The organism is Massilia phyllosphaerae (assembly GCF_034659755.1).
GTDB lineage: Bacteria > Pseudomonadota > Gammaproteobacteria > Burkholderiales > Burkholderiaceae_D > Telluria > Telluria phyllosphaerae.
Genome location: NZ_JAXSQX010000001.1, coordinates 302027 through 323725 on the forward strand (window position 1 = coordinate 302027; position 21699 = coordinate 323725).

A 21699-nucleotide genomic window follows, 5' to 3' on the forward strand; every position below is an offset into this window, starting at 1 on the left:
TCCTGATAATCTTGCTAAAAATATAACTTATTGATTTTTAGCAAGTTTCTTTACGGTTTTTTTTCTTGACTAGGCATTGTACAATAGTAGGTCGTAGTGGGGCCTACGGGTCTTAAGACTATGTTTTATTGTTGTTATTTGGGAAACTGTATGCCTACCGCTGTCTCGCTGTTCACTGGATGTGGAGGTTCAGACGCTGGACTCATCGCTGCCGGGTTCGATGTTCTGATGGCAAATGACGTCATCCCTTACGCTCGCGATACTTATTTGGCCAATCACCCTGAGACTGACTACAGGCTAGGTGATGTACAAAAGATTGAAACTTTTCCGCAGGCGGATTTATTGGTAGGTTGCTATCCTTGTCAAGGCTTCTCCCAAGGTGGCGCTCGGCAGGCTGATAGACGCATTAATTATTTGTATCTCGATTTTGTACGCGCTCTAAGACAAATTCAACCACGTGCTTTTATCGTTGAGAATGTGTCAGGAATGCGGAGTTCCACATATAAGCATTTGTTAAATGACCAAATCGAACAATTTCGCGCTTCCGGCGAACATGGGTATAACGTCAAGTGGAGTTTATTAAGCGCTGATGAGTACGGTGTTCCTCAGGAGCGGAAAAGGATACTTATTGTTGGGATCCGTTCTGATATTGGCCTTGAATATGAATTTCCTAGTCCAACCCATGGTCCACGTGGGACTCAGCCCTTTCGAACTATCGAAAATGCCCTAGCGGGCTTGCCAGAGTGGCCACTAGGCGAATTCTGCGAGGATCCCTTCCATTGGTATTACCTATCACGAAATCGACGTCGGGATTGGCATGAAACATCTAAGACGATCGTAAGTCACATGCGGCACATGCCTTTGCATCCAATTAGTCCGTCCTTAAGACGAATACACACGGATAGTTGGGTTTTTGAAACTGCAGAACGTGCGCGGCGGTTTTCTTATAGGGAAGCTGCGCGGCTTCAAGGTTTCTCGGATAACTTCGTTTTTCCAGATACCCCTAATAGCTCGCTGGCCATGAGGTATCGAGTGGTAGGTAACGCTGTACCTCCGCCACTATTTCAGGCTGTCGCAGGAAATCTGCCAAACATCTGGGATTGAGACTAATTTTAAACGCGGCGCCACAAACGAAAAATCTCTCTGCAGGGCGGCTAGATAGCAGAGGCATTTGTACATGAAGTAATAGAGGCGAGAGACAAGTTCACAAGCGAGAAGTGATTTTTGGTTCAACCTTCGTTGATTGTCAAGAAATCGAAGGATCATCAAATCACGCTAAAGAACTACATCAAGGGCTTTGTTAGCTTCGAGGGTGACGACGAGGAATCAGGGCCTTAAGAAAGGCGGCAGTGGGGGTGCTGTTGACTACCGCTCCGCCTGACCGATGTTTGCTGAGCCTTTCAGTCAGCTTGCGCGGCTTTTAGCAACTCGGCTTGTTTCGCTACCGTCCCACGGCTGCAGCCTACCAGCCCCATGATTTCCTTCCAGCTCGATTGGCCCGCTTTCAGATGCCGCTGGATTAAGGCGTTACGTACGGTGTCTTCCTTGCGTCCCTTATACACCCCTTTTCCCTTCGCTTTCTCGATCCCTTGTGCAGCACGACGGCGGCGGTCTTCGTAGTCCTTACGAGCGATAGCTGCCAGCATATCGAGCATCATGTCGTTGACGGCGGCGAACATGCGTGCCGTAGTCTGGTCAGTGGTAGTCATCATCCACGATGTAGGCAGGTCGAGCGCTACCACCTTGATTTGCTTCTTCTTGAGCGTAGCTTTTAGCGCTCCCCAGTCTGCCTCGTCCAGTCTAGACAGGCGATCTACCTGCTCGATAAGCAGGATGTCGTTTTCCTGGGCGTCGTCAATCAGCTCAAACAATTTAGGGCGCTTTAGTGATGCGCCTGATTCATTCTCAGTATAAAACTTGGCGATAGCCAAACTGTGTTCGGTGGCGAAGCCTTCGAGCTGTTGTCTGGCGCGAGTGGCGTTTTGTTGGCTTGTAGATGCTCGGAGGTAGGCTCGGACGAACATAATAAGCTCCTTTCAAACTCTGAGTTAGATAGTCTATTATATCTGGTGTAATAAACGTGGTCCGATATAAGTGGTCTATTATTTCTTTTTGTTAGGTTGGCTAATATCGTGCCACCGGTCTAGTTGAGGCAGGCCCAATTTAGACCATCCTAGTCAACCGCTTAATAACTTATTGTATGCGCATGTTAACGGTCCATCGCCGGAAAAACCCTTTGGAATAAGTATGAATAGACCCAATCTCCAAAGCATATTAATCTGCGTTTCAAAGGGAGTGGAATAGGTGCCTCTCCTTACAGCACTCACGCTATAGCTATACTGACTAAACATAGTCATCGACTTCTTACAAACTGCCAAGTCGGCGAAAAGCTGAATTCGTCTTTTTAAATACGAATTCGGCCCTAATTCGCAAAAAAGATGTGACAGTGCGTATATCGCAGTGCACTTAGCATTGCGATGTAAAGTTGATTATTTAACTGGCCCAGGAGATCGTATGAAGCGTAGCGAAAGTAGCCTTGAACTTACTGTGAAACAGATGCACAAGGAATCACGCGGCTTACCATTCGAAGTTGAAGGTGCTTGGGAGTGCACTTGTTACTACATGGCATTATATATGGATGAGCATGCTGACAACGGCGCAGGTTTGAATATTAAAAAATCCGCGTTAATGGCAGCAGGTCGGCTGTATTGGCTACTTCGTGAAACAAGGCCTACGCTTAGTGGATTGTTCAGCGAGGGGGACATACTTACCCTGCTTAACTGTCATCAAGGAAACATGTTCTATCCAGAGAGAATGGACAAGATCGAGTCGGATCTTTGTGATGAGTTTGGCGTTGCACTGGATGATGCTTACGAACCGACACTCGGGCAGCTGATCGAAAAGCTTCGTAGTCTCAACGCGTTGCAGCGAATGACGTTAGCTGATGCACTTGAACAGACTTGGTATCGAGGCATAGGTTTAGAAAAAAAACAGGCGAAAGATTTTCTTAAGACACTAGGAATTTACTTGAATTAGCGCTGTAACCAAGATTGATTTTCATACACTCGTATCAAGCTCAGCCTACCGGTTGTTTGCGGCTGAGCGCTGTGCTATATGGCGCAGTTTCTGAAGCTGACAGCGAAGAAGCCTTATAAGCCGTAGGCAGTTAAATCTCGTTCCCGCACAACACCCCTTTGATATTGAGGGTTCGCAATACTTCGGAAACTCGCCATGCAGCACACGATATGGCAGCGTGTGCCGAGAAGCTTTTCTGTCGTCATGGAAATACCTATCCCACGATAGTGGGCCGACACCTCTCGTAGAGAGGTAAGAGTCGGTTACTCATACCTCATAAAATCAAATAACTCTGCAAAAATCAATTTGCAAGAAATTCGAGGACTTTGGCGTGCTATTTTATTAATAAAAATTCAACAAGAATTGCGTATTAATACTAGCAAATAGCAAATCAGGGGAGACAACTCATGACTAACAGAATTACGCAAAGAATAGCAAATGACGCTATTACGCAAGGGTTTCAATTTGCAAGATACGAGCGCTTTTCGCTCTCGCCTAAATCAACGAATAAAAGCTTGGGCCATCACCATGCAGATTACGGTAAAACGCGCTCAGGGAATGCTTGGTCGGTATCAGATATTTTGCGAGAGGCGGCACGTGAGCCAGTAGATTGGAAAAAACATTTCCCACACGTGATCGAACCTCAGCCACCGACAGTGGCTTATGGCTGCCATCCGCTCGAAGTGGAAGAGATAGCCAAGCACTGGATCACGACAGTAAAACAGTCCAACGGTAAAAAGATGCGGTCTGACACGCCATGCATGGTCGCTGGTGTCATCAGTTGGCCCCCCCATCGCTCTGTAGAAGAATTCAATGAATTTCTTGCATATTCAGTCGAAAACCTAAAGGAAATATATGGCGAACGACTTCGAAGCGTCGTAGCTCATTATGATGAGCTCACAGATAGTCAGGGAGCGCTTCACCTCCACTTCTATTCCGTACCACTTGATGGCGAAGATTTCGGTATGGTCGACAAAGCTTATGCTGCCGATAAGGACGAGCGCAAAAGAGCTAACGCTACCAAAGACAAGAAGAAAAAAAAGATCGACAAATATGGAAAGAAATATGCGACCGGAGCGCGAAAAGTTATGGGAGCTCAGGCACTCGCTGAATGGCAGGACTTGATTCACGAAAAGATTAGCAAAAAATTCGGACTGCTGCGCACTGGGCCTCGACGTGAGCGTTGGACTCGCGACGAAACTATGCTTAGGTTGCGTATAGCTGAGTCAGAGCGCCTAAAGAAGATCGCTGAGGAAGCTTTGATGGAAGCGGCTGAGAAGCAGGCGAAGATCGATGAAGAGAACGAGAAGATACGTAGGCAACAGTTTGATCTAGCACACCTCCAGTCCCAGCGTGAGATCGAAGAGCGAGCTTTACAAGAGGCCTTCTATACTCAGCTCTTTGATTCTGAGGAACAAAAAGCCCGTCGCGAAGCAGAATTTGACCGTAGACAAAAAGCTATTGATGAGGAATTAGTGCAGAACGAGCGAGATCGCAGCGCTAACGAACGTGCAACTGAGCAAATCATGAAGCGTTTAATGAGAGTCCAGACTGACGAATTAAAGCTCCAAGAGCGTGGCGATATGCTCAAAAAATTAATTTCAGGTGACCCGAGTTCTAGACTTGAGGCAGTGGCTGAGATGGAGCTTAAGATTGCGAAAATAAAAAATGAGGCAGATGTCACGAGCCGCAAACTGCAGGAGGCGCAGAAAGAAGCGGCTGAGTATAAACGTAAAGCTATTGCTTTCAGCGAAGCTCTTCGATCTATGACTTTGGTACTCGACCAAGCGATTGAATGGCTCGTTGGGAGGCCTATAGCGGAATACATAACAGCGAAGAAGGCAAAATTGGTGAATGTCTTAAAAGATAGAATTTCAATGCCTCTTGGTGAGTTTATGAAAAAGCATCCTAACAAGGACTTTCAGTAATATTGAAGAGTAATCATACTAAGCAAATTCTATTTATTTATACTCGAACGGAATTGAATGAAAGTGCATGAAATATTTTCTCATAAACTTTTCATGTTCGTACTTCGATATTGCGTTTTCTTTGATAAGCTCGTCACGAGGCACAGTTTCATCCCCATCATCATATATTTGATATTTTGGTGCTTTCAAGGAATCGTACGTATTTGATATATCGCGCAGATACGAAACTACATATTCTGGATCAGCATTATTGTCGATGTAAATGGCAGAGTCAGGACTGTCAGCGAAAGACGGTTTAGGGTTTGACTTTAAGTCAGGCAAAAAATGCATTGCAACCAGTTTCTTTTTTTGATAGCTCACACCAAGCACGATACAGACGCCCTGGTGCATAGTATTTTTTGATAAGCCTTGCAGAAGGGATATGTCATTGCTGCGAATTTCCAAGATGGGAATTTCATCTGGGGTCGATATTGCTTTAGCGGCGTCGTAAAAGAGCGCAAGTCCAGCTATTTGTTCTCTAGGAATTATGGGCATCTTTATCCCTCAATTTATCTACTATGATTATGTCGATTTACATAATTCAATATTATAATAATTTTTACTAAAATTTTGGAAGCTTGCGGACAATGCAGAAATTTTTAGGTTTTGGTGCATATCCCAGATTTTTTGAAATAATATAAGGGAAGTATCGGTCGTATTCAGCGCTTAAAAATTTAGCGAATTAATGACCTTTCTAAACACACGTGCCACGGGAGGCGCTTGCATGTCGCAAAAAATTTATATTGACACAGAATTTACGGGTTTCTCTGATCCCAAACTTATTAGTATTGGTCTTGTAGCAGAGACGGGGCAAGAATTCTACGCTGAGGTCAAATTTGATTTTGATGAGTGCAGTGAGTTCGTGAGAGAGACAGTGATTCCGCTTCTAGGCCAAAACGAAAAATTTTCCCTAGAAGAGCTACAACCACGCCTTGCCGCATGGATTGAAAAAGTCAGGGTGCCAGGGCCGATGATGCTGTGTTTCGATTCTGATTACGATCGGAAAATGCTTGAATGTGTTTTTAAAAATGATTTTCCCAACGGCGTTGTCCTTCAACGTATACCGGTGTCGTTCATCAATCAGCTAAGGCAGTACGAGTTCCATATACTAAACAAGCAGCCCGAGCATCATGCACTTTGTGATGCGCGAGCTCTAAAATATGCAATTCGTAAGTAACATCAGCAGTCGCGACAAAACATAAGTTATCAAAAATTCGCTTTTTCATTGCTGGCCGCGACGATAGAATAGATGTCTATCTACTCAACATTTTAGGGCGCATATGAAACGGGAAGAATTTTTGGATGAGCTGACTGATAATTTCCCGCCGCTGGCGATTTATTCTTTCGACGAGAAATTTCGCTACGATTCCGAGCGCGCTCGGCTGCTGGAAGAAGTGCTAACTGGAGCTTTTGAGAAGTACGAGCGCATCGAGGCCGGCGGCGAATTCCGCTATACGATTGTTGCTGATTCTGAATTCACTTTAGAAGTAGAGGGCGAGGGAGAAGTCTGGACAAAGACTTTTGAATACATCGCAGAGGCATTTGATATCGCTGAAGCTGCATATCGCTTCTTCATAGTGATGCCGCGTGTCCTCACCGAAGGCGAGCATGCATTGATTAGCGAAAAAGACCTACCGATCGACGAAGAATCGTATGAGATGCATGATCACTGTGAACGCCATGGGGAGCAGAAGCAAGTAGACATCATCATGCCGCCGAACTTCGCCGTGCAAGGTGCTTGTATCAAGGCGACCGTCTATATTTGCACTGACGGAAACTACATATTGAGCGTTGTACACGTCATTCCAGGAATGGCAAAACGGCGTTTGCTTGATAAGTTTTATTCAGATCCTGAGTTTGCAGCGCTGATAGCTGCAGAATATGTAAAGCAGTGCGACACTACCAAGTTTCTTGGTATTGAAGAGGAAATTTACGAGCAGGTGTACAGTCGTGTCACGCACTAAGGGGTTTTAGATGTGCTCTATGACTTTGGATCCAGCCTTGGAAGTGCATCGCCTGGTCAATGCTGGATTGCTGACGAAAGCCATGTCTTATCGCTTCGATCCTGATGTTGAATGGTTCCTGTCATTCCACAATCTTGTTCAAGGCCGTCGCCTGGTTGCGGAGGTTTCGTTCGACTTGTCGAATGATGCAGGGTTCGAGCTACGTGTGACCGAAGAGGCAGTAGGGCAGGAGCCCGAGATTGTTTCGGTGTGCCGCCATGAGTCGTTGGAGCACCTAGTGCGTATAGCGAATGGGTTTCTCTGCCACTATAACAAGCGTGGTTCTCCAACCAAGAAGGCAGGCAAGGTCCCGGTTACCGTTCGCGTTGATGAAGACTTGCGTGCTGCTTTTGAGGCTGCTGCTGAGGCAATGGGTGAATCACAAGCGGTAGTGCTGCGGCAGCTGATGCGGTACTTCACAGGTATGGGTACGAATCCGAAACTTGAGTCAAATGTCTCGAAAAAAAGATGTCTGGTTGTTTAATCGCGATTCTACAGACGTTGCGGACCGCGACCGTAGTTGTGACTGAGACAACATCTTGGCTCGCGCTCAGACCACAGCCGTGAGCTGCATTACGGTCTTGCGTCGGGAACCCACATGGGCTTGGTAAGACCATTCTAGCGCCTGCGATTTTTTAATGTGACTCGTTTACCTTCAACAGTTTCGACATCGCTAAGATTTACGCTGATGGATCGGTAAGTTCCAATGGTTACGTGGCGAACTTGCGTACGCCAAAGATGCGTTTTCCACTCGTAACGTTGCAGAGTGAATGGAATGTTACTGTACCCGTCTGATCCACGTGGAGACCGTCGCGGCTGACGGGCTGGATCACATGGACCTCGATGACTTGACTGTGAATGATGGGGTAACCGCTGCGTTCGAAATGGCGTCGATTAGGACGCTGCTGCTGACCAAGGAATGGTTGCCGTGTCGTGAAAACGTATAGGGAAAATTTGATCGCAGCTATACGCGGAATCCTAGCTACTGGGGAGCAACTTCTACTCCCGAGTCTGCGTGCTCAACACAGCGAGTCGAGAAGTTATCTCTGTTCACCATAAGTTGGCCTGGCTTGCCACAGATTTCGCAGATGCGTGCAGACAGGGCTTCTGCCATCTCGATCATGCCGTCCTGTTCATCATTGGAGTTCTTCACGCTAAAAGATAGCTCCCCCCATTTTTCTTTTACTTCAGTGACAACGACTTGTGGAGCTCCGTTTCGGGCGGTCCAGGACTGCAGGCGTTCGCACAGAACGTCCATCAAGTCGAACCAACCTTCGCGGCACCTCGTTCGTTGGCAGTCAGCGAAGATCCTGGGGTAACGCTGGCATAGTAGGGCATCAAGCTCTTTTTTCATCGTTCTCTCCTTCCCACGGCTGTTCGAACTATTACTAGAGTGACGTTTGGCCCACAAGTCCGTTGCTCTCGCAGAAATTACCCAACAAGACAATGGCTTGAAGACCATTGAAATGCTTAGAGGCTAAATGCGTGTTACGGGCAACGGCGTCTGTAGCTGCGGGTGGTGAAACTCCACGCCTTCTTTAACGACATGCCGTTGGCCGAGCCGGTAGGGGGTACCAGTGGCCTTGCGACGAAATGCACGGTCTAGGTGTTGTTGGCTTTAAACCGAACCTTGCCCACGATAACGGCAGCATTGCGATGCATGGCATCAAGATTTCCGCCGGTAAGATTGGAGCGCCCAACAGAAGATGTATCGCTTGGGCAAGTGGGATTGAGCGCACTTTCAATCAAATTAGTAGTGCGCTCAGCTGATGATACTCTCTAGTCTAATGCTCGTGTTGCCGCATTAAACTGTTCCCTTGACCCGATTATGCTGCCCTTGGAAATGAATGTCTTATGAATAAAAAATGATACCAAAAATAATGCTGAGCAGGTTGCGGCAGTGCTCATCATCGTATTTCCATAGGGATCCGCACCGAAAACCCTGAAGATAAATGAAAGGACAAAGGCAAATGCAAAGAAAAGAAAAAACCAGATAATTGCGCCAACAATCGCAATTGCAGGAGCTAACTTACCAATTCCTACTAAGGTAATGAACCAAGCAGTCCCTGCTTTGAGCTCGGGCGTACGTTCAACTTTATTTCCCTGGCGAAAAGCTACGATCATGCCGGAAGAATTTTTTTTGGGTGCTGGAACTATCGATAACGTAATTTCTTTACCAATACAGTATTGAAAATCATCATTTATGTAATTGGCTACGTAGACATTGTCAAAGCGTTTTTCGTCTATTTTTATATACTCGTAATGCCAGGAATTTCCCTCTGCTTTCGTGGCCGAGGAAAACTGGGATAAGTTGCCGGATACGATATTCGATTTATTCATTATCTTGCCCCGATAATTATTAATTTTCATCTACGAATGTAGACTTACAAGCGAGGTCGCCGATTTTGAGTTTCCCAATAAGACTAGATGGGAACGGCGCAGACATCGTCTCACCGTTTTGGAGAGTGACAGTGACGTTGATGTAACCTTTCATCGGGCCATCGGTGAACCCTGTTTTAGCTATTTCAAGCACTTTGACAAGTTCCGACTTCTTGCATTTTTGTCCGGCAAAATCTTTGTATTCAGTAGCGGCGCTGGCCGGCGCGGAAATAAAGGCGCAGATCGTTAATCCGAGAAAAGAGTTTTTCAATTAACCTCCGAAATAAAGCTATGCAATCGATACAGGATTTCGCTTGCTGCGTGCGAGGATATTATGGGCAACCACGTTTGTAACTGCCGGTAGTGAAGCTCCACAACTTGTCGATCGACAGGCCGTTGGCCGAGCCGGTTGCAGCGCCAGTGGCCTTGCCGACGAAATGCACGTTATAGGTAGTGTTAGCCTTGAACGGAGCCTTACCCACGACGAATGCTACGTTCGTGCCCAGATAGGTCGTGTCCTGGGTGCTGGTGGCGCTGGTGATCAGGCGCACATCCAGCGGCGTGGTCTGGCCTGCTTCGGTCACCGTGAAGCTGGTCACGCTCAGGGTGGTCGAGGCTTCTGAGGTCAGACTGACCGGCGCACTGGTCTTGGTGCACATGTTCGCCTGAGTCATGTCCATTTCCTGATAGAACGGATTGGGCGACTCAACACTGTGAGTCAGCCACACGGCGGTCTGGCCGTTTGCCGGGTACACGCCAACATAATCGCCCGCGTTCAGTTGGGCCTTTGTCGCGCCGAAGTCCATGTACAGCGGGTTGGTCGCATCTTCGCCAGCGACGCCGACGGCGGTGAAGCCCTGATACATCATGCTGGCACGGTGGTAGACCGTGTTGATCAGGTTATCGACCGCCGAGGTGTCGGGGTTCGGGTATTCCAGGCTGAACGCGATTACCTCGCCTGCGATCGTTGCCGGGTAGCCAGCGGCCACGAGGCGATCCTTGACAGTAGCGCCTGTGAAGCCCGGCGTACCAGCAACTTCGACGTGGCCGTTAGCACCGCTGTTGTTCAGAGCCACGTACGCCTGGTGGTTCTTGGCAGCGATGTCGGCGTTCGCATTCTGATTTAGCGGACCAAGTCCTTGGGCTGCGCGGAACGCGTTGATTTTCTTGAACGCGATGTCAGCGGTCGAGCCAGCGACGTAGGTCGGAGCGACCGCGTCCTGCAGGATAGCCGCCTGAGCGGTCGAAACTGGAGTGGCCGGGGTGGTCGTGACTGGGGATGTGATGGGATTGGCGGCAACTGGAGTCGACGAACCACCGCTGCTCCCGCCGCCACATGCGGTAAGCGTAATTAGTACAAGGGCGCTAGGAAGGGTTAATGCGCGCATTAAGTGTCCTTATTTTTATGAGTGCTGAAAAGTAGGGGAGGAAAGTCTCGTCTTTTCAGCACGCAGACAGTTCTCCTTTGTATGGAGCTCCCACAACACGGGGAGGGAGGTTCGATCCAAGAAGTTATCTAGCTTCTCAGATCACTGGAGCATAGCCAGTATAGCAACTATCCATGCCATTTGTCACTCATAAAGGGTCCACTTATACAGGGTCCACTTATACAGGGTCGTTTGTTGTTTCTTGTCGCTCTAAGATCGCGTCTATCCTAGGAAAGCGCGATGAAGAAAACGGAACAGGACCCGCTCTGCAGACAATTTGGCGAGAATTTAGCCAAAATCAGACACGCTCAAAACTTCTCGCAACTGAAGCTTTCGCTCGACTCGGGGCTCGCACGCTCATATATCGGTGACATCGAACGCGGAGTGCGTAATCCGACGTTGGTCAATATTTTTCGAATCGCGGATACACTGAAAGTTGATGTCAGAGTGTTGTTCGAATTCGAGAGAAAGAGTGAAGATGCGGTGGTAGCTAGGCACGCCGCTAGCGACAATACGAGCGAAAGTTAGGAGTTGCCTCCACATCCAAGGTCGACCTGAAAGTAACTACAACTTGCTCTTCGTGCTATACTTCGACTATATTGGAAATATCGAATATAGGAGCGGTAGATCATGGAAAACAAAGACGCAGTGGCCGCTTTAGCAGCGCTCGCCCAAGAGTCACGCCTGCAGACTTTCCGGCTCCTTGTGCAGGCCGGTGCCCACGGCCTTGCCGCCAGCAAGATCGCAGAAGCGGTTAGCATGCCACCCTCGTCGTTGTCGTTCCACTTGAAAGAGCTGACCCACGCAAACCTCATCGCGCCGCGCCAAAAAGGTCGGTTCGTCATCTATGCGGCACGGTTCGACACGATGAACGCGCTGCTTGGTTTCCTTACTGAGAACTGCTGCGGAGGCAACCCCTGCTCTCCAAGCGGCAATGCGGCCTGTGAACCGGGCATATCCGATTGCGGCTCGTGAGCGGCCATTGGCCGATTGATTCATCACCCCTGGGATCTGATGTGAACGTACTTTTCCTCTGCACCGGCAACTCCTGCCGCTCGCTCATCGGCGAAGCGGTGTTTAATCACTTGGCGCCTGCCGGCTGGCATGCCATCAGCGCCGGCAGCCAGCCCACCGGCAAGCTGAACGAGCGGGCACTCGCCTTGCTGGCTGATAAAGGCATCCCGACCCAAGGCTACTACAGCAAGTCATGGGACAACCTGCCAGTAGCACCAGACATAGTGGTCACAGTCTGCGCCAGTGCAGCGGGCGAAACCTGTCCTGCCTATCTCGGCCCGGTCTTGCGAACGCACTGGGGTGTGGACGACCCGAGCCATATTGTCGGTACCGAAGACGAGATTAATTCTGCTTTCGAGACGGCCTACATGATCCTGCGTGCGCGTATCGGGGCCTTCCTGGCCCTTCCGCTGGACGAGCTAGCGACAGACCGTGCAAGGCTCAAGGCAGAACTCGATCGCATCGGTGGTAATGGTGCAGCCTGAAAGATAGTCGTGCTAATCGCGTCTCTCATTTTCCTGACTACCCTTATCCTCGTTATCTGGCAACCACGAGGGCTGGGCATTGGCTGGAGCGCAGTTGCCGGCGCTCTTGTGGCCTTACTGACCGGCGTCATCCATATTGACGACATCCCAATTGTCTGGCACATCGTATGGAATGCCACAGGCACCTTCGTCGCCGTGATCATTATCAGCTTGCTGCTCGACAAGGCAGGCCTCTTTGAATGGGCCGCGCTGCACATCGCACGTTGGGGGGGCGGGAACGGGCGACGCTTGTTCGCGATGTTGGTATTGCTTGGTGCAGCGGTAGCCGCACTATTCGCCAACGATGGCGCCGCGCTGATCCTGACGCCCATCGTCATTGCCATGTTGGCAGCCCTGAGGTTCTCGCCGAAGGCGATGTTGGCCTTCGTGATGGCAGCCGGATTTATCGCCGATACCGCCAGCCTGCCGTTCGTCGTATCCAACTTAGTCAACATCGTCTCCGCCGATTACTTCCGCATCGGCTTCGCGCGCTATGCCGCAGTGATGGTGCCAGTGAACCTAGTGTCAGTGGCCGTTACGCTGGCTGCGCTAGTCTGGTTCTTCCAAAAGGATATTCCTGTCGACTATGACTTGGCCCAGCTCAAGCGCCCGGAAGAAGCGATCCATGACCGAGCCACCTTCGTGATCGGCTGGTGGGTGCTGGCAATGCTGCTGGCTGGCTTCTTTGGTGTGGACAAGCTCGGAATCCCGATTAGCGCCGTAGCTGCAGTGGGCGCCGTCTTCCTGTTTATGGTCGCTGCGCGCGGACACCGAATCTCGACCCGCGACGTGCTGCGCGGGGCGCCGTGGCAGGTGGTCGTGTTTTCGCTAGGGATGTACCTGGTCGTGTATGGCCTGCGCAACGCGGGGTTGACCGGCTACCTGACGACTGTGCTCGACCGCTGCGCCCAGCACGGGGTCTGGGGCGCCGCCCTTGGGACCGGCTTCATCACCGCCATCCTGTCATCGATTATGAACAACATGCCGACGGTGCTGGTCGGCGCTCTGGCTATTGATGCCACTTCGGCCCATGGTGTAGTGCGGGATGCAATGGTGTACGCGAACGTCATCGGCGCTGACCTGGGCCCGAAGATCACGCCAATTGGCAGCCTTGCTACCCTATTGTGGTTGCATGTGCTGTCGACGAAGAATATCCAAATCTCGTGGGGCTACTACTTCAAAATCGGTGTCCTGCTTACGCTGCCGATCCTGCTGGTGACCCTCAGCGCTCTTGCCGTACGTCTCAGCTGAACCAAGGAACTATCATGGATAAGATCCCGAATCTCCCCAACGTCAAGCCCGAGCTGCTCGACCTTCCGACGATCCAGAAGCTCGAACCTATTGACGACCTGAACCACCCGCCGCGCATCCTGATGCTGTACGGTTCGCTGCGCGAACGCTCGTTTAGTCGCTTCCTCACCCATGAAGCGGCGCGCATCTTGGAACACTTCGGTGCCGAGGTGAAGATTTTCGATCCGATGGAGCTACCGATGGTCGGCAGTGTGCCTGAGACGCATGCGAAGGTGGTCGAACTGCGCGAGCTATGCCTGTGGTCGGAAGGCCAAGTCTGGTGCAGCCCGGAGCGCCATGGCACGATCGCGGCGGTGATGAAGAACCAGATCGACTGGATTCCGCTTGAAATGGGTGCGATTCGCCCTAGCCAGGGGAGAACCCTGGCAGTGATGCAGGTCTGCGGTGGCTCCCAGTCCTTCAACGTGGTGAACACCATGCGCCTGCTAGGACGATGGATGCGCATGTTCACGATCCCCAACCAGTCCTCGGTTCCAATGGCTTACAAGGAATTCGATGAGGCCGGTCGAATGCGTCCATCGGCCTACTATGATCGCGTAGTGGATGTGATGGAGGAGCTTTACAAGATGACGCTCCTGATGCGCGGTCGTACCGCCTACTTAACGGACCGGTACAGCGAGCGCAACGAGCGGTCCCGTAATGCGATCGACCGGCATATCCAAAAACTGTAGAGTGCTTATAGAGTTTGTTTTGGCCGTTGAGACATTTGAAAAGCCCAGTGTAAGTCGTTGTTGTTCCGGCGATAATAAAGGTTCCGTCGGGAGTTCTTTGATTGTATAGCGTTGCTCCCAGCTTCAGATTTTGCAGCTATTACCGCAGTAACGTGGAGGCAACGTGATTCACCCTCACGAGATTAGCCGTTTTTCCTAATGGTTCGTATCAGGATAGAGAGTCTTGATGTCTACTTAGGCGCGCTGAATTGTTGAATTTCAGAATCCAGTTCGTTTTTTCAGAAGTCAAAGGGTGCGTACTACTCAATTGATTTCTTCGCACCCTTCGGCTCTCTTGTTACTAAGTAGGGATGTCGGAAGGCGATAAACGCCAAGCCCAAGAGCCATCCATGCCAAGTTTGACAGCTTCGATTCCAAGCTGCCTTTTCACTTTTTTCGCTTTATCCCATGAGTACCCAGCTGCAAGAACCTCTTTTTCTAGTTCAGCTGATAACATCTGGCCGCCAGCATTTTGAATTTTCTCTATAAGCATCTTTTTTAGCTTACTATTCAATTCTTGACGATTATTTTCGCTAACCTCGACCTGTCCCAGCAAATCTCGCGCACTGCCATCGAGAATTTTTCCCCATTCAATGTAACTTGTTTCAATCCTATCCTTTGTAGCCTCGTTTTTTATTGAGCAAAAGCTAGTCTCGACTACCGAGTATTCAATACCGCCGGTATCAGGGCCAATATTGGACTTTGCTCTGGCCAAAATTCTCCTACTGCCATCCTCATCCTTAGCCGCAATCAGAACTACGCGAGCAAGTGCGCCAAATGCTTGAGACCCAATCACTCTATCGTGTGGGGTTCTCCCTGCGCTTCCTTTCGAAACATGAGTAATACCTATCACGGCACATTTATGCTCCTCAGCAAAATCAATTACGGCCTGTAGGCTTCGACGTACTTCATTTGCTCTATGCATATCTCCTGAAATTGCAGATACGATTGGGTCAATTATAAGTAGATCAACTCCGTCGGATTGTCGAAGCAAGCGTTGTAGCCCAGGCATATCTTGTGATGGGTCGAACGCTTTCTTTTCTCGATCCTGTCTTATGCCTTTTATATGAAAGCAACGGTCTAGATCAGCTCCAGCGGCTGTTAATCTAGGTACAATTGTATTGCTAAATGTGTCTTCAGAAGACCAGATAAGCACTTTGCCCTTATTTTCACATAACGTTCCATCAGGCCAATACCCACCGTTTGATATGGTCGCAGCAAGTGATAAGCTTAATGTGCTTTTGCTTGCTCCCATATCTCCAGCTAAGATCGTTAGCTTGCCGGCAGGAATCCAATGGCGCCAGAGCCACGATATTGGTTCAGGTACAATTTCTGAACATCGCTCTAAGATAACTTCCCTATCAATGATATTCAATGTGTTGTTGCTAAGATGCTTATGGCTCATTTGGAATGATTTATCTTTCATGTGTTCATTAACTTTATGAGGAGCGCCGTTCCAGCTTTCCACAAGTCCCGTTTTATAATTTCCAAACACGGCATATGTTTTTTTCCTCGACAAAATATACCAGCCTGAAGACTGATTTATTGCATCGTCAGTTACAGAAAAAATTTGCATCGCACCATCTGCGACAACCTTTTTAGGATAAAGTCCAAATAGGGAAAGTGCATTGCGAAATTCATCTTCAATCTCAAAAGGTAAGTCATCCAAAGCGAGACTCTCCCGATTTTAAGGAAAAACGTGTCGGCATTGCAGAATGCGAAGTCAGTGACCTTAATGAATAGTCATGGAAATTACATTTTTTGTAATGTGATTGCAGCATTTGACGGGTCATCTTTGCGCCCTTGACTGATAATGACTTGAAAATGCGCGAAGGGCGACGAAGAGTGCACGTAACGAAGTTGATGCAGTAAATCAACTTTCTGCACTCTTCTATGGGGTAATATGGAGCGAACATCAATCGATGACCTTTCGTTGCTCCATATGCTGAGCAAGGAACTCATCGACTAAAGCTTGGTCCCAAACGGTTGTGGATTTTCCCAATTTAAAAGGCTTCGGGAACTGGCCTTCGCGAACCCATCGCCAGATTGTGGCCGGACTGACTGGAAGCTTGCCCGGCTTGCCCCTAGTAGAGGCAAGTTCGGATATGCGGATAAGACGTTGTGACATGAAACACCCTTAAATAGAAGCTCGTAGCGCTGGATGCGCTGCGATGGGTGAACTGTCGTCTTTTTTACGAGGAGGAGGCAGGAATTCGGGTTAAGAAAACCCGAATTCGGATCGAGTTTAGGCTTGTAGCTGTCAGACCTTAGCTCATGAAGCTGCTTTGCGCAGTCGTGCCAGAATATCTTCTGTTCCGCCCTTTGTTTCTATGGCTAGACGAGCCTCTTCTAATTTACTTCTAATCGTGTCATCACTTATTCTGACGCCCATCCTCTCAACCATTTGCTTTAGTCGAGAAGTAGCATTGTGGTCAAATTTTTGCTCCAGGCTGAGATAGAGAGCACCAATCAATGTTAACAGAGTGTTCTTCTCGTTGGTCGATAGTGCTTTGGGCGCCGCGACATGCTGAGTAGGTAGGAGGAAATTGTACTTCGAGGAAAAATTATTATCGATAAGCCATCGGTTTAATTCTTTTCGAGAAAATCGCTGATCATCAAACTCATGAACATATTCACTTGCCCAAGTTTTTATCTCATTGGCGGTCGATCGCTTTAACTTCAAGACGTCGTTGTCAAATCTATCATCCCATTCTTCGTAACGAAGTATGAATTCCTCGTCAGATAATTTGGCTGCGGTATTTCTTGAAATATCTAAACTTTCAGATAGCGCACTGTTTTTATATACTGTATCATATCGGCATATTAGATCCTCGACTTCAATACTCCAGAGATGTGTTTTTTCTGGTGTTCTGTCTTTTAGTGGATTTATCATAAGCCCTACTAACCGGCCTTGAATTATAGGCTCGCCAGAACGATTTTGAAGTGCATCATTGGTTAATTCCCTAACTCCGGCATAATACGATTTTTTCATATGACGAATTATGGGCCATATTTCGTCCGTCTTTCCCTCGGTAGGAAGGGGTTTAACTCCTGCTATGAGACACGCTGCTTCATAGCCTGTAAAATCCGACGCAAAGTCCCACGCCTTTTCTTCGTTCATATTAAGCTGTTCAGTTTTAGATAAATTGCGTTTCAGGATACATTGTTGTATTAGTTGGTGACGTTTAGCAAACTATCTAAATAATCTGCCCAACGCTGCATCATTTCCCGACGCGCGGGCAGGTGAGCAGTTCGATTGTATGCTCGACCATTCACGTCCTTGACCATGTGTGCTAATTGATGCTCGATCAGATCAACACGCTCTCCAAGTACCTCATCGAGAATTGTACGGGCCATTGCACGGAAGCCATGGCCGACCATGGTATCGCCGTCGTAACCTAAGGTACGCAATGCTGCGTTGATTGTATTCTCGCTCATCGGGCGGCCTGGTCGCAAACTTGCAAACACATAACGTCGATTACCGGTTATCTTTTCCACGTCTCGCAGGATCTCGACAGCTTGGCGTGACAAAGGCACGATGTGGCCATTTTCCATCTTCATTTTTTGGGGCGGAATCTTCCATTCCGCTATGTCGAGATCTATTTCTGCCCACTCAGCCTGACATACCATGTGCGGACGCTGGAAGACGAGCGGGGCGAACTTTAGAGCTGCACGGGTGACAGCTTGGCCTTCAAACGAATAGATAGCTCGTAGAAGCTCGCCAACCTTCTTCGGCTCAGTGATTGCTGGGAAATGTCGTGGCGTTGGCTTTTTCAGCACATCGCCAATCCCTACAGTTGGATCGATGTCCGCTAGCTCAGCGACCATCGCCATGCGAAACACTTTACTGATGTAGCCGAGCACACGATGGGCGGACTCGATCGCTCCCCGTGCTTGCATGCGATTCATGAGGTCTAGGATATCGCGTGGTCGAAGGCTACTGATCGGCTGTTGGCCAATGATAGGAAGTACGTCGCGCTCGAACCAGCTTACGACACGCTTATGTGTTTCCTCGCTCCGCTGGCTGGCCGTGCTGCTCATCCAGTCACGTGAGATGCTTTCGAACACAGCGCTGGCTGCACGTTTGGCTTCCTTGAAGTCGTCCTGTTTTTGTTCGTTCGGGTCCTTTCCCTCTGCCAAGAGGGTACGCGCTTTATCTCGACCTTCGCGCGCTGCCTTCAGAGACACTGCCGGGTAGACACCCAGAGCCAACGTTTTTTGCTTGCCCAAAAAGCGATAGTTCATCCGCCAGTATTTACCTGACGTCTTGACCAACAGGTAGAGTCCGCCTCCATCGGAATGTTTGTCGCCGGCAGCGTTCTTCCCGCTGTACTTCGTTTGCCTGATGAAAGTGTCGTTCAGTGGCATCCCTGTCTCGCGTGTTGGTATCTGCGGGCCATCGATGGCGGGATACCATCAGACGTACCAACAAGATGTTGAGATGGGATGATACAAGGCGGGTCAAAAAGATCCAGCGGATTCTCTACTTTCAGAGTAGAGGAGCTGACGATGATGCGGGATGAAACGGCTTGATGCTTGCTAGTGGTGCCTCCGGCCGGAATCGAACCGGCACGCCTTACGGCGCTTGATTTTGAGTCAAGTGCGTCTACCAATTCCGCCACAGAGGCTGCAAGCGCAGGCGCGCATCTTAGCACACGCCGTGGCAAACTGACCAGTGCTGCGCGCGAGGCGGATGCTGCATCAGCGATCCATCTGCTGGCGCAGCTCGCGCAGGGCGGCGATCGGGCCGGTGACTTCGAGCGCATGGTCGCGCACGGTCACAGTGATTTCCTTGTGCTGCCATTGCGGCCAGCGCTCGGCGCGGGCGCGGTAGTGCACGGTGCCAGGGGCGCGGCCGGCCTGGGTGTAGCCGAGCTTGTCCAGGGCATCGTCGAGCGTGCCGACCAGGTGGAAGGCGTCGAAGCGGGTCTTGACCTGTAGCCGGCCCGGCAAAACGTGCATCATCGGCAGCAGGCCGCCGAGCAGCACCGGCACCACGATGTAAGCGAGCGGCGCGTCCGGATCCAGCAAGTGAAAGGCCATCATCAGGGCCGGCAGGCCGAGCGCAAGCGTCATCGCGGCCAGCGTCCGGCCGCGCATCGACCACAGGCTGGGCAGGAAACAGGCGCGATCGCGGGCGTGCTCGATATCGGAAAACGTTACGCTTTTCATGATGGGCTCCTTGGCTGGGACGGCATGTGCTGTATGCCGCAACGTCATTTTTGAACACCCGCTACCAAGGAGAATTGATCTTTCTCAAGCGAGGCTTTTCCTTGGATAAAATGCCTTGAGGCAAGATGCAACGAGGCCGGCCGTCCGTGCCGGCGATCCGCGGTGCCGGCCGCGGGCATAAAAAAACCACCCGGTTCACGGGTGGTTTTTTGCGGCAAGCGCGTTCAGTGCGAGCGCCGGTACAGGCGGAAGCGTTCGTCGCGGTCCGACGGGCGGCGGCCTTCCCACAGCAGGGTCCAGTCGCGCGGACGGAAGTCCTGCATCATGTCGCGCCCACCCCAGACGCCGTCGCCGTGCTGCATCACCCGGCCTTCCGCCAGGGCACGTTCCACCGGGCCGGTTTGCCCGGCGCGGCGCCCGCTGCTGTCCTGCACCAGCAGGAATTCGCAGCTGTCCTGGCCTACGCGGGCGAAGGGCAGGTGACCGAAGTAGGCGAGCGATGCGCGCTGGGCCGGGCCGACGTTGGTGCCGATGCAGCCGGCGTCGGCCGGCAGGCGCGCGGCGAGCTGCTGGGCCACGCTGGCGTAGCTGCGCGCATAGTTCAGGTCGGGCAGGAACAGTGTCATCAACAGCACCCACAGCAGGATCAGGCCGCCGGACGACAGCACCACCGCGCGCCACAGCACCGAGGGCTGGCGCGACAGGCGCCAGTTCACCAGGAAGATCCAGCCGACGGTCGCCGCGGCCGCCACCAGGAAGGCGACGATGCCGACTTCCGGATGGAAGCCGGGCACCAGCTTGAGCGCGTTTTTGGCGAGCTGGGCCGGCCAGCCGGTCAGCTTGGCGATCCAGAACAGCCACACCAGGGCGCCCAGCAGGGTCAGCACCATCACCGAGAACCAGTCGATCGCATTGATGGCGCCTCGCTTCATGGTCGGCAGGCCGAAGGCGGCCATCAGCGCCATCGGCGGCAGCAGCTTGAGCAGGTCGCCGTTTTCCGATACCGGGTCGCACAGCAGCAGCAGCACCAGCGCGCCCACGAACCAGGTCGGCAGGATGATGTGCATCAGGCCGTGCTGGCGGCGCCAGGCCCAGGCGGCCCAGGCGGCGAACGGCCAGGCCGGCCAGCAGTACCAGACGCCGACGCGCACGAAGGCTTTCAGCGCGGTCCAGTCAGGCAGGCTGAGCTGATTGGCGTTCCAGCTCAGCCAGTCGCCGACGGGGGACAGGCCGTAAGGCTTGGCCAGCGCCGCCGGCACGATCCAGACCAGCGATATCAGCACGGCGGTGCCGGCGGCCTGGCCGAAGTGTCGCAGGGCGTGCGCCGACGGCAGCTTGAGTACGCGCGTGCACAGGAACAGCGCCACCAGCAGGACCAGCGGCGACGCGAAGCCGCGCGTCAGGGTCTGCAAGCCGAGGGCGACGCCGACCAGCACCGCGTTGCGCGGCGTGGCGTCTTCGATATAGCGGACCGAGCGGAACAGGAACCAGGCGACCAGCGAACCCTGCAGGGTCACGGCCAGCGTTTCATGGCTGTGCAGCAGCAGGCCGAGGCAGCCGATATAGATCAGGACCGCGGTATCGGCCAGGGTGCGGCCGTAGTCGTCCGGCTCGGGCTGGCCGCCGAATGCCAGGCGCAGCGGCTGGGCTTCGGCGCGCCGGCCCAGGTGGAAGGCGGCATGCCACAGCGAGACCGTGCCCAGCACGAACACGCCGATGGTCGAGATGCGCGCGCCCATCACGTCGCCGACCAGCCAGCCGAACAGCTTGATGCAAAGCGCTCCCAGCCAGAACGCCAGCGGCCCTTCCTCGGGTGCCGGCAGGCCGGCGATGTTGGGCAGCAGCCAGTCCTGGATGCCGCCATGGGCCATGGTCCACATGATGCCGAAGCTGCCGGCATCGTCCTTCCACGGATCGCGCCCGATCAGGCCCGGCAGGATGTACAACAGGCCTAGTGCATACAGGGCCCATCGTGGCAGCGCAAGGGTGGCGGCGGCGGGGAGGCGGACTGGTTTCATCGATAAGCTGCGCACGCTGCGTGGTGCGTTGAATTATTGTTGTGGCGTAGTATAGGGCACCTCGAAAAACCGGTGCGGGCGCCAGCAAGGTTTGTCGAG

At 51.4% G+C, this 21699-nt stretch carries 23 protein-coding genes and 1 tRNA gene; 11 read left to right on the forward strand and 13 right to left on the reverse strand.

Going from position 1 to position 21699, the window contains the following annotated elements; all coding sequences use genetic code 11:
• Positions 1-150 precede the first annotated feature (150 nt).
• Positions 151-1104, forward strand: a complete 954-nt coding sequence (locus tag U1H99_RS01300) for a DNA cytosine methyltransferase (protein ID WP_323139976.1) — start codon at positions 151-153, stop codon at positions 1102-1104.
• Positions 1105-1400: 296 nt separating this feature from the next.
• Here U1H99_RS01300 and U1H99_RS01305 read toward each other — a convergent pair whose 3' ends face one another.
• Positions 1401-2024: a recombinase family protein gene (locus U1H99_RS01305; protein ID WP_323139977.1), complete on the reverse strand. Its 624-nt coding sequence runs from the start codon at positions 2022-2024 to the stop codon at positions 1401-1403.
• 490 nt (positions 2025-2514) lie between these two features.
• Here U1H99_RS01305 and U1H99_RS01310 point away from each other — a divergent pair, with 490 nt between their 5' ends.
• Together U1H99_RS01310 and U1H99_RS01315 are read left to right on the forward strand one after the other, a co-directional pair.
• Positions 2515-3036 (forward strand): hypothetical protein, encoded by a 522-nt coding sequence (locus U1H99_RS01310; RefSeq protein ID WP_323139978.1) that lies wholly within the window; start codon positions 2515-2517, stop codon positions 3034-3036.
• Positions 3037-3482: 446 nt separating this feature from the next.
• The gene (locus tag U1H99_RS01315) at positions 3483-5003 is read left to right on the forward strand and encodes a plasmid recombination protein (protein WP_323139979.1); all 1521 of its coding nucleotides are present in this window, start codon (positions 3483-3485) and stop codon (positions 5001-5003) included.
• Positions 5004-5036: 33 nt separating this feature from the next.
• Here U1H99_RS01315 and U1H99_RS01320 read toward each other — a convergent pair whose 3' ends face one another.
• Entirely contained in the window at positions 5037-5537 is a 501-nt protein-coding gene (locus tag U1H99_RS01320; protein ID WP_323139980.1) for a hypothetical protein, read from the reverse strand.
• Between the two features lie 229 nt (positions 5538-5766).
• Here U1H99_RS01320 and U1H99_RS01325 point away from each other — a divergent pair, with 229 nt between their 5' ends.
• The 3 genes from U1H99_RS01325 (at position 5767) to U1H99_RS01335 (ending at position 7529) form a co-directional block, all read left to right on the forward strand.
• A complete protein-coding gene (locus U1H99_RS01325; RefSeq protein ID WP_323139981.1) occupies positions 5767-6219 on the forward strand; it encodes a 3'-5' exoribonuclease domain-containing protein in 453 nt (150 codons plus the stop codon).
• Positions 6220-6322: 103 nt separating this feature from the next.
• Positions 6323-7006: a hypothetical protein gene (locus tag U1H99_RS01330; RefSeq protein ID WP_323139982.1), complete on the forward strand. Its 684-nt coding sequence runs from the start codon at positions 6323-6325 to the stop codon at positions 7004-7006.
• 37 nt (positions 7007-7043) lie between these two features.
• The gene (locus U1H99_RS01335; protein WP_323139983.1) at positions 7044-7529 is read left to right on the forward strand and encodes a hypothetical protein; all 486 of its coding nucleotides are present in this window, start codon (positions 7044-7046) and stop codon (positions 7527-7529) included.
• 498 nt (positions 7530-8027) lie between these two features.
• On the opposite strand, the gene U1H99_RS01340 is transcribed toward U1H99_RS01335, so the two are convergent.
• The 4 genes from U1H99_RS01340 to U1H99_RS01355 form a co-directional block, all read right to left on the reverse strand.
• A complete protein-coding gene (locus tag U1H99_RS01340; protein ID WP_323139984.1) occupies positions 8028-8399 on the reverse strand; it encodes a hypothetical protein in 372 nt (123 codons plus the stop codon).
• Positions 8400-8824: 425 nt separating this feature from the next.
• Positions 8825-9385 (reverse strand): hypothetical protein, encoded by a 561-nt coding sequence (locus tag U1H99_RS01345; RefSeq protein ID WP_323139985.1) that lies wholly within the window; start codon positions 9383-9385, stop codon positions 8825-8827.
• Positions 9386-9404: 19 nt separating this feature from the next.
• Positions 9405-9695, reverse strand: coding sequence for a hypothetical protein (locus U1H99_RS01350; protein WP_323139986.1), 291 nt, complete (start codon positions 9693-9695; stop codon positions 9405-9407).
• Between the two features lie 61 nt (positions 9696-9756).
• The gene (locus U1H99_RS01355) at positions 9757-10812 is read right to left on the reverse strand and encodes a CAP domain-containing protein (RefSeq protein ID WP_323139987.1); all 1056 of its coding nucleotides are present in this window, start codon (positions 10810-10812) and stop codon (positions 9757-9759) included.
• A gap of 279 nt (positions 10813-11091) precedes the next feature.
• Between U1H99_RS01355 and U1H99_RS01360 the strand changes: the two genes are divergently transcribed.
• From U1H99_RS01360 to arsH, 5 genes are all read left to right on the forward strand, one after another.
• A complete protein-coding gene (locus U1H99_RS01360) occupies positions 11092-11379 on the forward strand; it encodes a helix-turn-helix domain-containing protein (RefSeq protein ID WP_323139988.1) in 288 nt (95 codons plus the stop codon).
• 102 nt (positions 11380-11481) lie between these two features.
• Positions 11482-11826 carry an ArsR/SmtB family transcription factor gene (locus tag U1H99_RS01365; protein WP_323139989.1) on the forward strand — a complete coding sequence of 115 codons (345 nt, stop codon included), beginning with the start codon at positions 11482-11484 and terminating at the stop codon, positions 11824-11826.
• Positions 11827-11867: 41 nt separating this feature from the next.
• Positions 11868-12350 (forward strand): arsenate reductase ArsC, encoded by a 483-nt coding sequence (locus tag U1H99_RS01370; RefSeq protein WP_323139990.1) that lies wholly within the window; start codon positions 11868-11870, stop codon positions 12348-12350.
• A gap of 9 nt (positions 12351-12359) precedes the next feature.
• Entirely contained in the window at positions 12360-13640 is a 1281-nt protein-coding gene (locus U1H99_RS01375) for an arsenic transporter (protein WP_323139991.1), read from the forward strand.
• 14 nt (positions 13641-13654) lie between these two features.
• Positions 13655-14371, forward strand: coding sequence for an arsenical resistance protein ArsH (gene arsH / locus U1H99_RS01380; protein ID WP_323139992.1), 717 nt, complete (start codon positions 13655-13657; stop codon positions 14369-14371).
• Positions 14372-14711: 340 nt separating this feature from the next.
• On the opposite strand, the gene U1H99_RS01385 is transcribed toward arsH, so the two are convergent.
• The 7 genes from U1H99_RS01385 to U1H99_RS01410 form a co-directional block, all read right to left on the reverse strand.
• A complete protein-coding gene (locus U1H99_RS01385; RefSeq protein ID WP_323139993.1) occupies positions 14712-16079 on the reverse strand; it encodes an AAA family ATPase in 1368 nt (455 codons plus the stop codon).
• A gap of 246 nt (positions 16080-16325) precedes the next feature.
• The gene (locus tag U1H99_RS30095) at positions 16326-16538 is read right to left on the reverse strand and encodes a helix-turn-helix transcriptional regulator (protein WP_375341574.1); all 213 of its coding nucleotides are present in this window, start codon (positions 16536-16538) and stop codon (positions 16326-16328) included.
• Positions 16539-16682: 144 nt separating this feature from the next.
• Positions 16683-17531: a hypothetical protein gene (locus tag U1H99_RS01390; RefSeq protein ID WP_323139994.1), complete on the reverse strand. Its 849-nt coding sequence runs from the start codon at positions 17529-17531 to the stop codon at positions 16683-16685.
• Between the two features lie 50 nt (positions 17532-17581).
• Complete coding sequence (locus U1H99_RS01395) at positions 17582-18778, reverse strand: tyrosine-type recombinase/integrase (protein ID WP_323139995.1); 1197 nt, start codon at positions 18776-18778, stop codon at positions 17582-17584.
• A gap of 175 nt (positions 18779-18953) precedes the next feature.
• A tRNA-Leu gene (locus U1H99_RS01400) sits at positions 18954-19038 on the reverse strand.
• Positions 19039-19111: 73 nt separating this feature from the next.
• Positions 19112-19582 carry a hypothetical protein gene (locus tag U1H99_RS01405; RefSeq protein ID WP_323139996.1) on the reverse strand — a complete coding sequence of 157 codons (471 nt, stop codon included), beginning with the start codon at positions 19580-19582 and terminating at the stop codon, positions 19112-19114.
• A gap of 224 nt (positions 19583-19806) precedes the next feature.
• Positions 19807-21600, reverse strand: a complete 1794-nt coding sequence (locus tag U1H99_RS01410; protein ID WP_323139997.1) for an ArnT family glycosyltransferase — start codon at positions 21598-21600, stop codon at positions 19807-19809.
• Between the last annotated feature and the right edge of the window lie 99 nt (positions 21601-21699).

What these genes read in the sequence shown, in the direction of transcription:
- U1H99_RS01330 (WP_323139982.1), top strand. Translation starts at nt 6,323, where the DNA reads ATGAAACGGGAAGAATTTTTGGATGAGCTGACTGATAATTTCCCGCCG.
- U1H99_RS01315 (WP_323139979.1), top strand. Translation starts at nt 3,483, where the DNA reads ATGACTAACAGAATTACGCAAAGAATAGCAAATGACGCTATTACGCAA.
- U1H99_RS01365 (WP_323139989.1), top strand. Translation starts at nt 11,482, where the DNA reads ATGGAAAACAAAGACGCAGTGGCCGCTTTAGCAGCGCTCGCCCAAGAG.
- U1H99_RS01320 (WP_323139980.1), bottom strand. Translation starts at nt 5,537, where the DNA reads ATGCCCATAATTCCTAGAGAACAAATAGCTGGACTTGCGCTCTTTTAC.
- U1H99_RS01355 (WP_323139987.1), bottom strand. Translation starts at nt 10,812, where the DNA reads ATGCGCGCATTAACCCTTCCTAGCGCCCTTGTACTAATTACGCTTACC.
- U1H99_RS01390 (WP_323139994.1), bottom strand. Translation starts at nt 17,531, where the DNA reads ATGAACGAAGAAAAGGCGTGGGACTTTGCGTCGGATTTTACAGGCTAT.
- U1H99_RS30095 (WP_375341574.1), bottom strand. Translation starts at nt 16,538, where the DNA reads ATGTCACAACGTCTTATCCGCATATCCGAACTTGCCTCTACTAGGGGC.
- U1H99_RS01360 (WP_323139988.1), top strand. Translation starts at nt 11,092, where the DNA reads ATGAAGAAAACGGAACAGGACCCGCTCTGCAGACAATTTGGCGAGAAT.
- U1H99_RS01300 (WP_323139976.1), top strand. Translation starts at nt 151, where the DNA reads ATGCCTACCGCTGTCTCGCTGTTCACTGGATGTGGAGGTTCAGACGCT.
- arsH (WP_323139992.1), top strand. Translation starts at nt 13,655, where the DNA reads ATGGATAAGATCCCGAATCTCCCCAACGTCAAGCCCGAGCTGCTCGAC.
- U1H99_RS01405 (WP_323139996.1), bottom strand. Translation starts at nt 19,582, where the DNA reads ATGAAAAGCGTAACGTTTTCCGATATCGAGCACGCCCGCGATCGCGCC.
- U1H99_RS01325 (WP_323139981.1), top strand. Translation starts at nt 5,767, where the DNA reads ATGTCGCAAAAAATTTATATTGACACAGAATTTACGGGTTTCTCTGAT.
- U1H99_RS01410 (WP_323139997.1), bottom strand. Translation starts at nt 21,600, where the DNA reads ATGAAACCAGTCCGCCTCCCCGCCGCCGCCACCCTTGCGCTGCCACGA.
- U1H99_RS01340 (WP_323139984.1), bottom strand. Translation starts at nt 8,399, where the DNA reads ATGAAAAAAGAGCTTGATGCCCTACTATGCCAGCGTTACCCCAGGATC.
- U1H99_RS01310 (WP_323139978.1), top strand. Translation starts at nt 2,515, where the DNA reads ATGAAGCGTAGCGAAAGTAGCCTTGAACTTACTGTGAAACAGATGCAC.
- U1H99_RS01305 (WP_323139977.1), bottom strand. Translation starts at nt 2,024, where the DNA reads ATGTTCGTCCGAGCCTACCTCCGAGCATCTACAAGCCAACAAAACGCC.
- U1H99_RS01345 (WP_323139985.1), bottom strand. Translation starts at nt 9,385, where the DNA reads ATGAATAAATCGAATATCGTATCCGGCAACTTATCCCAGTTTTCCTCG.
- U1H99_RS01395 (WP_323139995.1), bottom strand. Translation starts at nt 18,778, where the DNA reads ATGCCACTGAACGACACTTTCATCAGGCAAACGAAGTACAGCGGGAAG.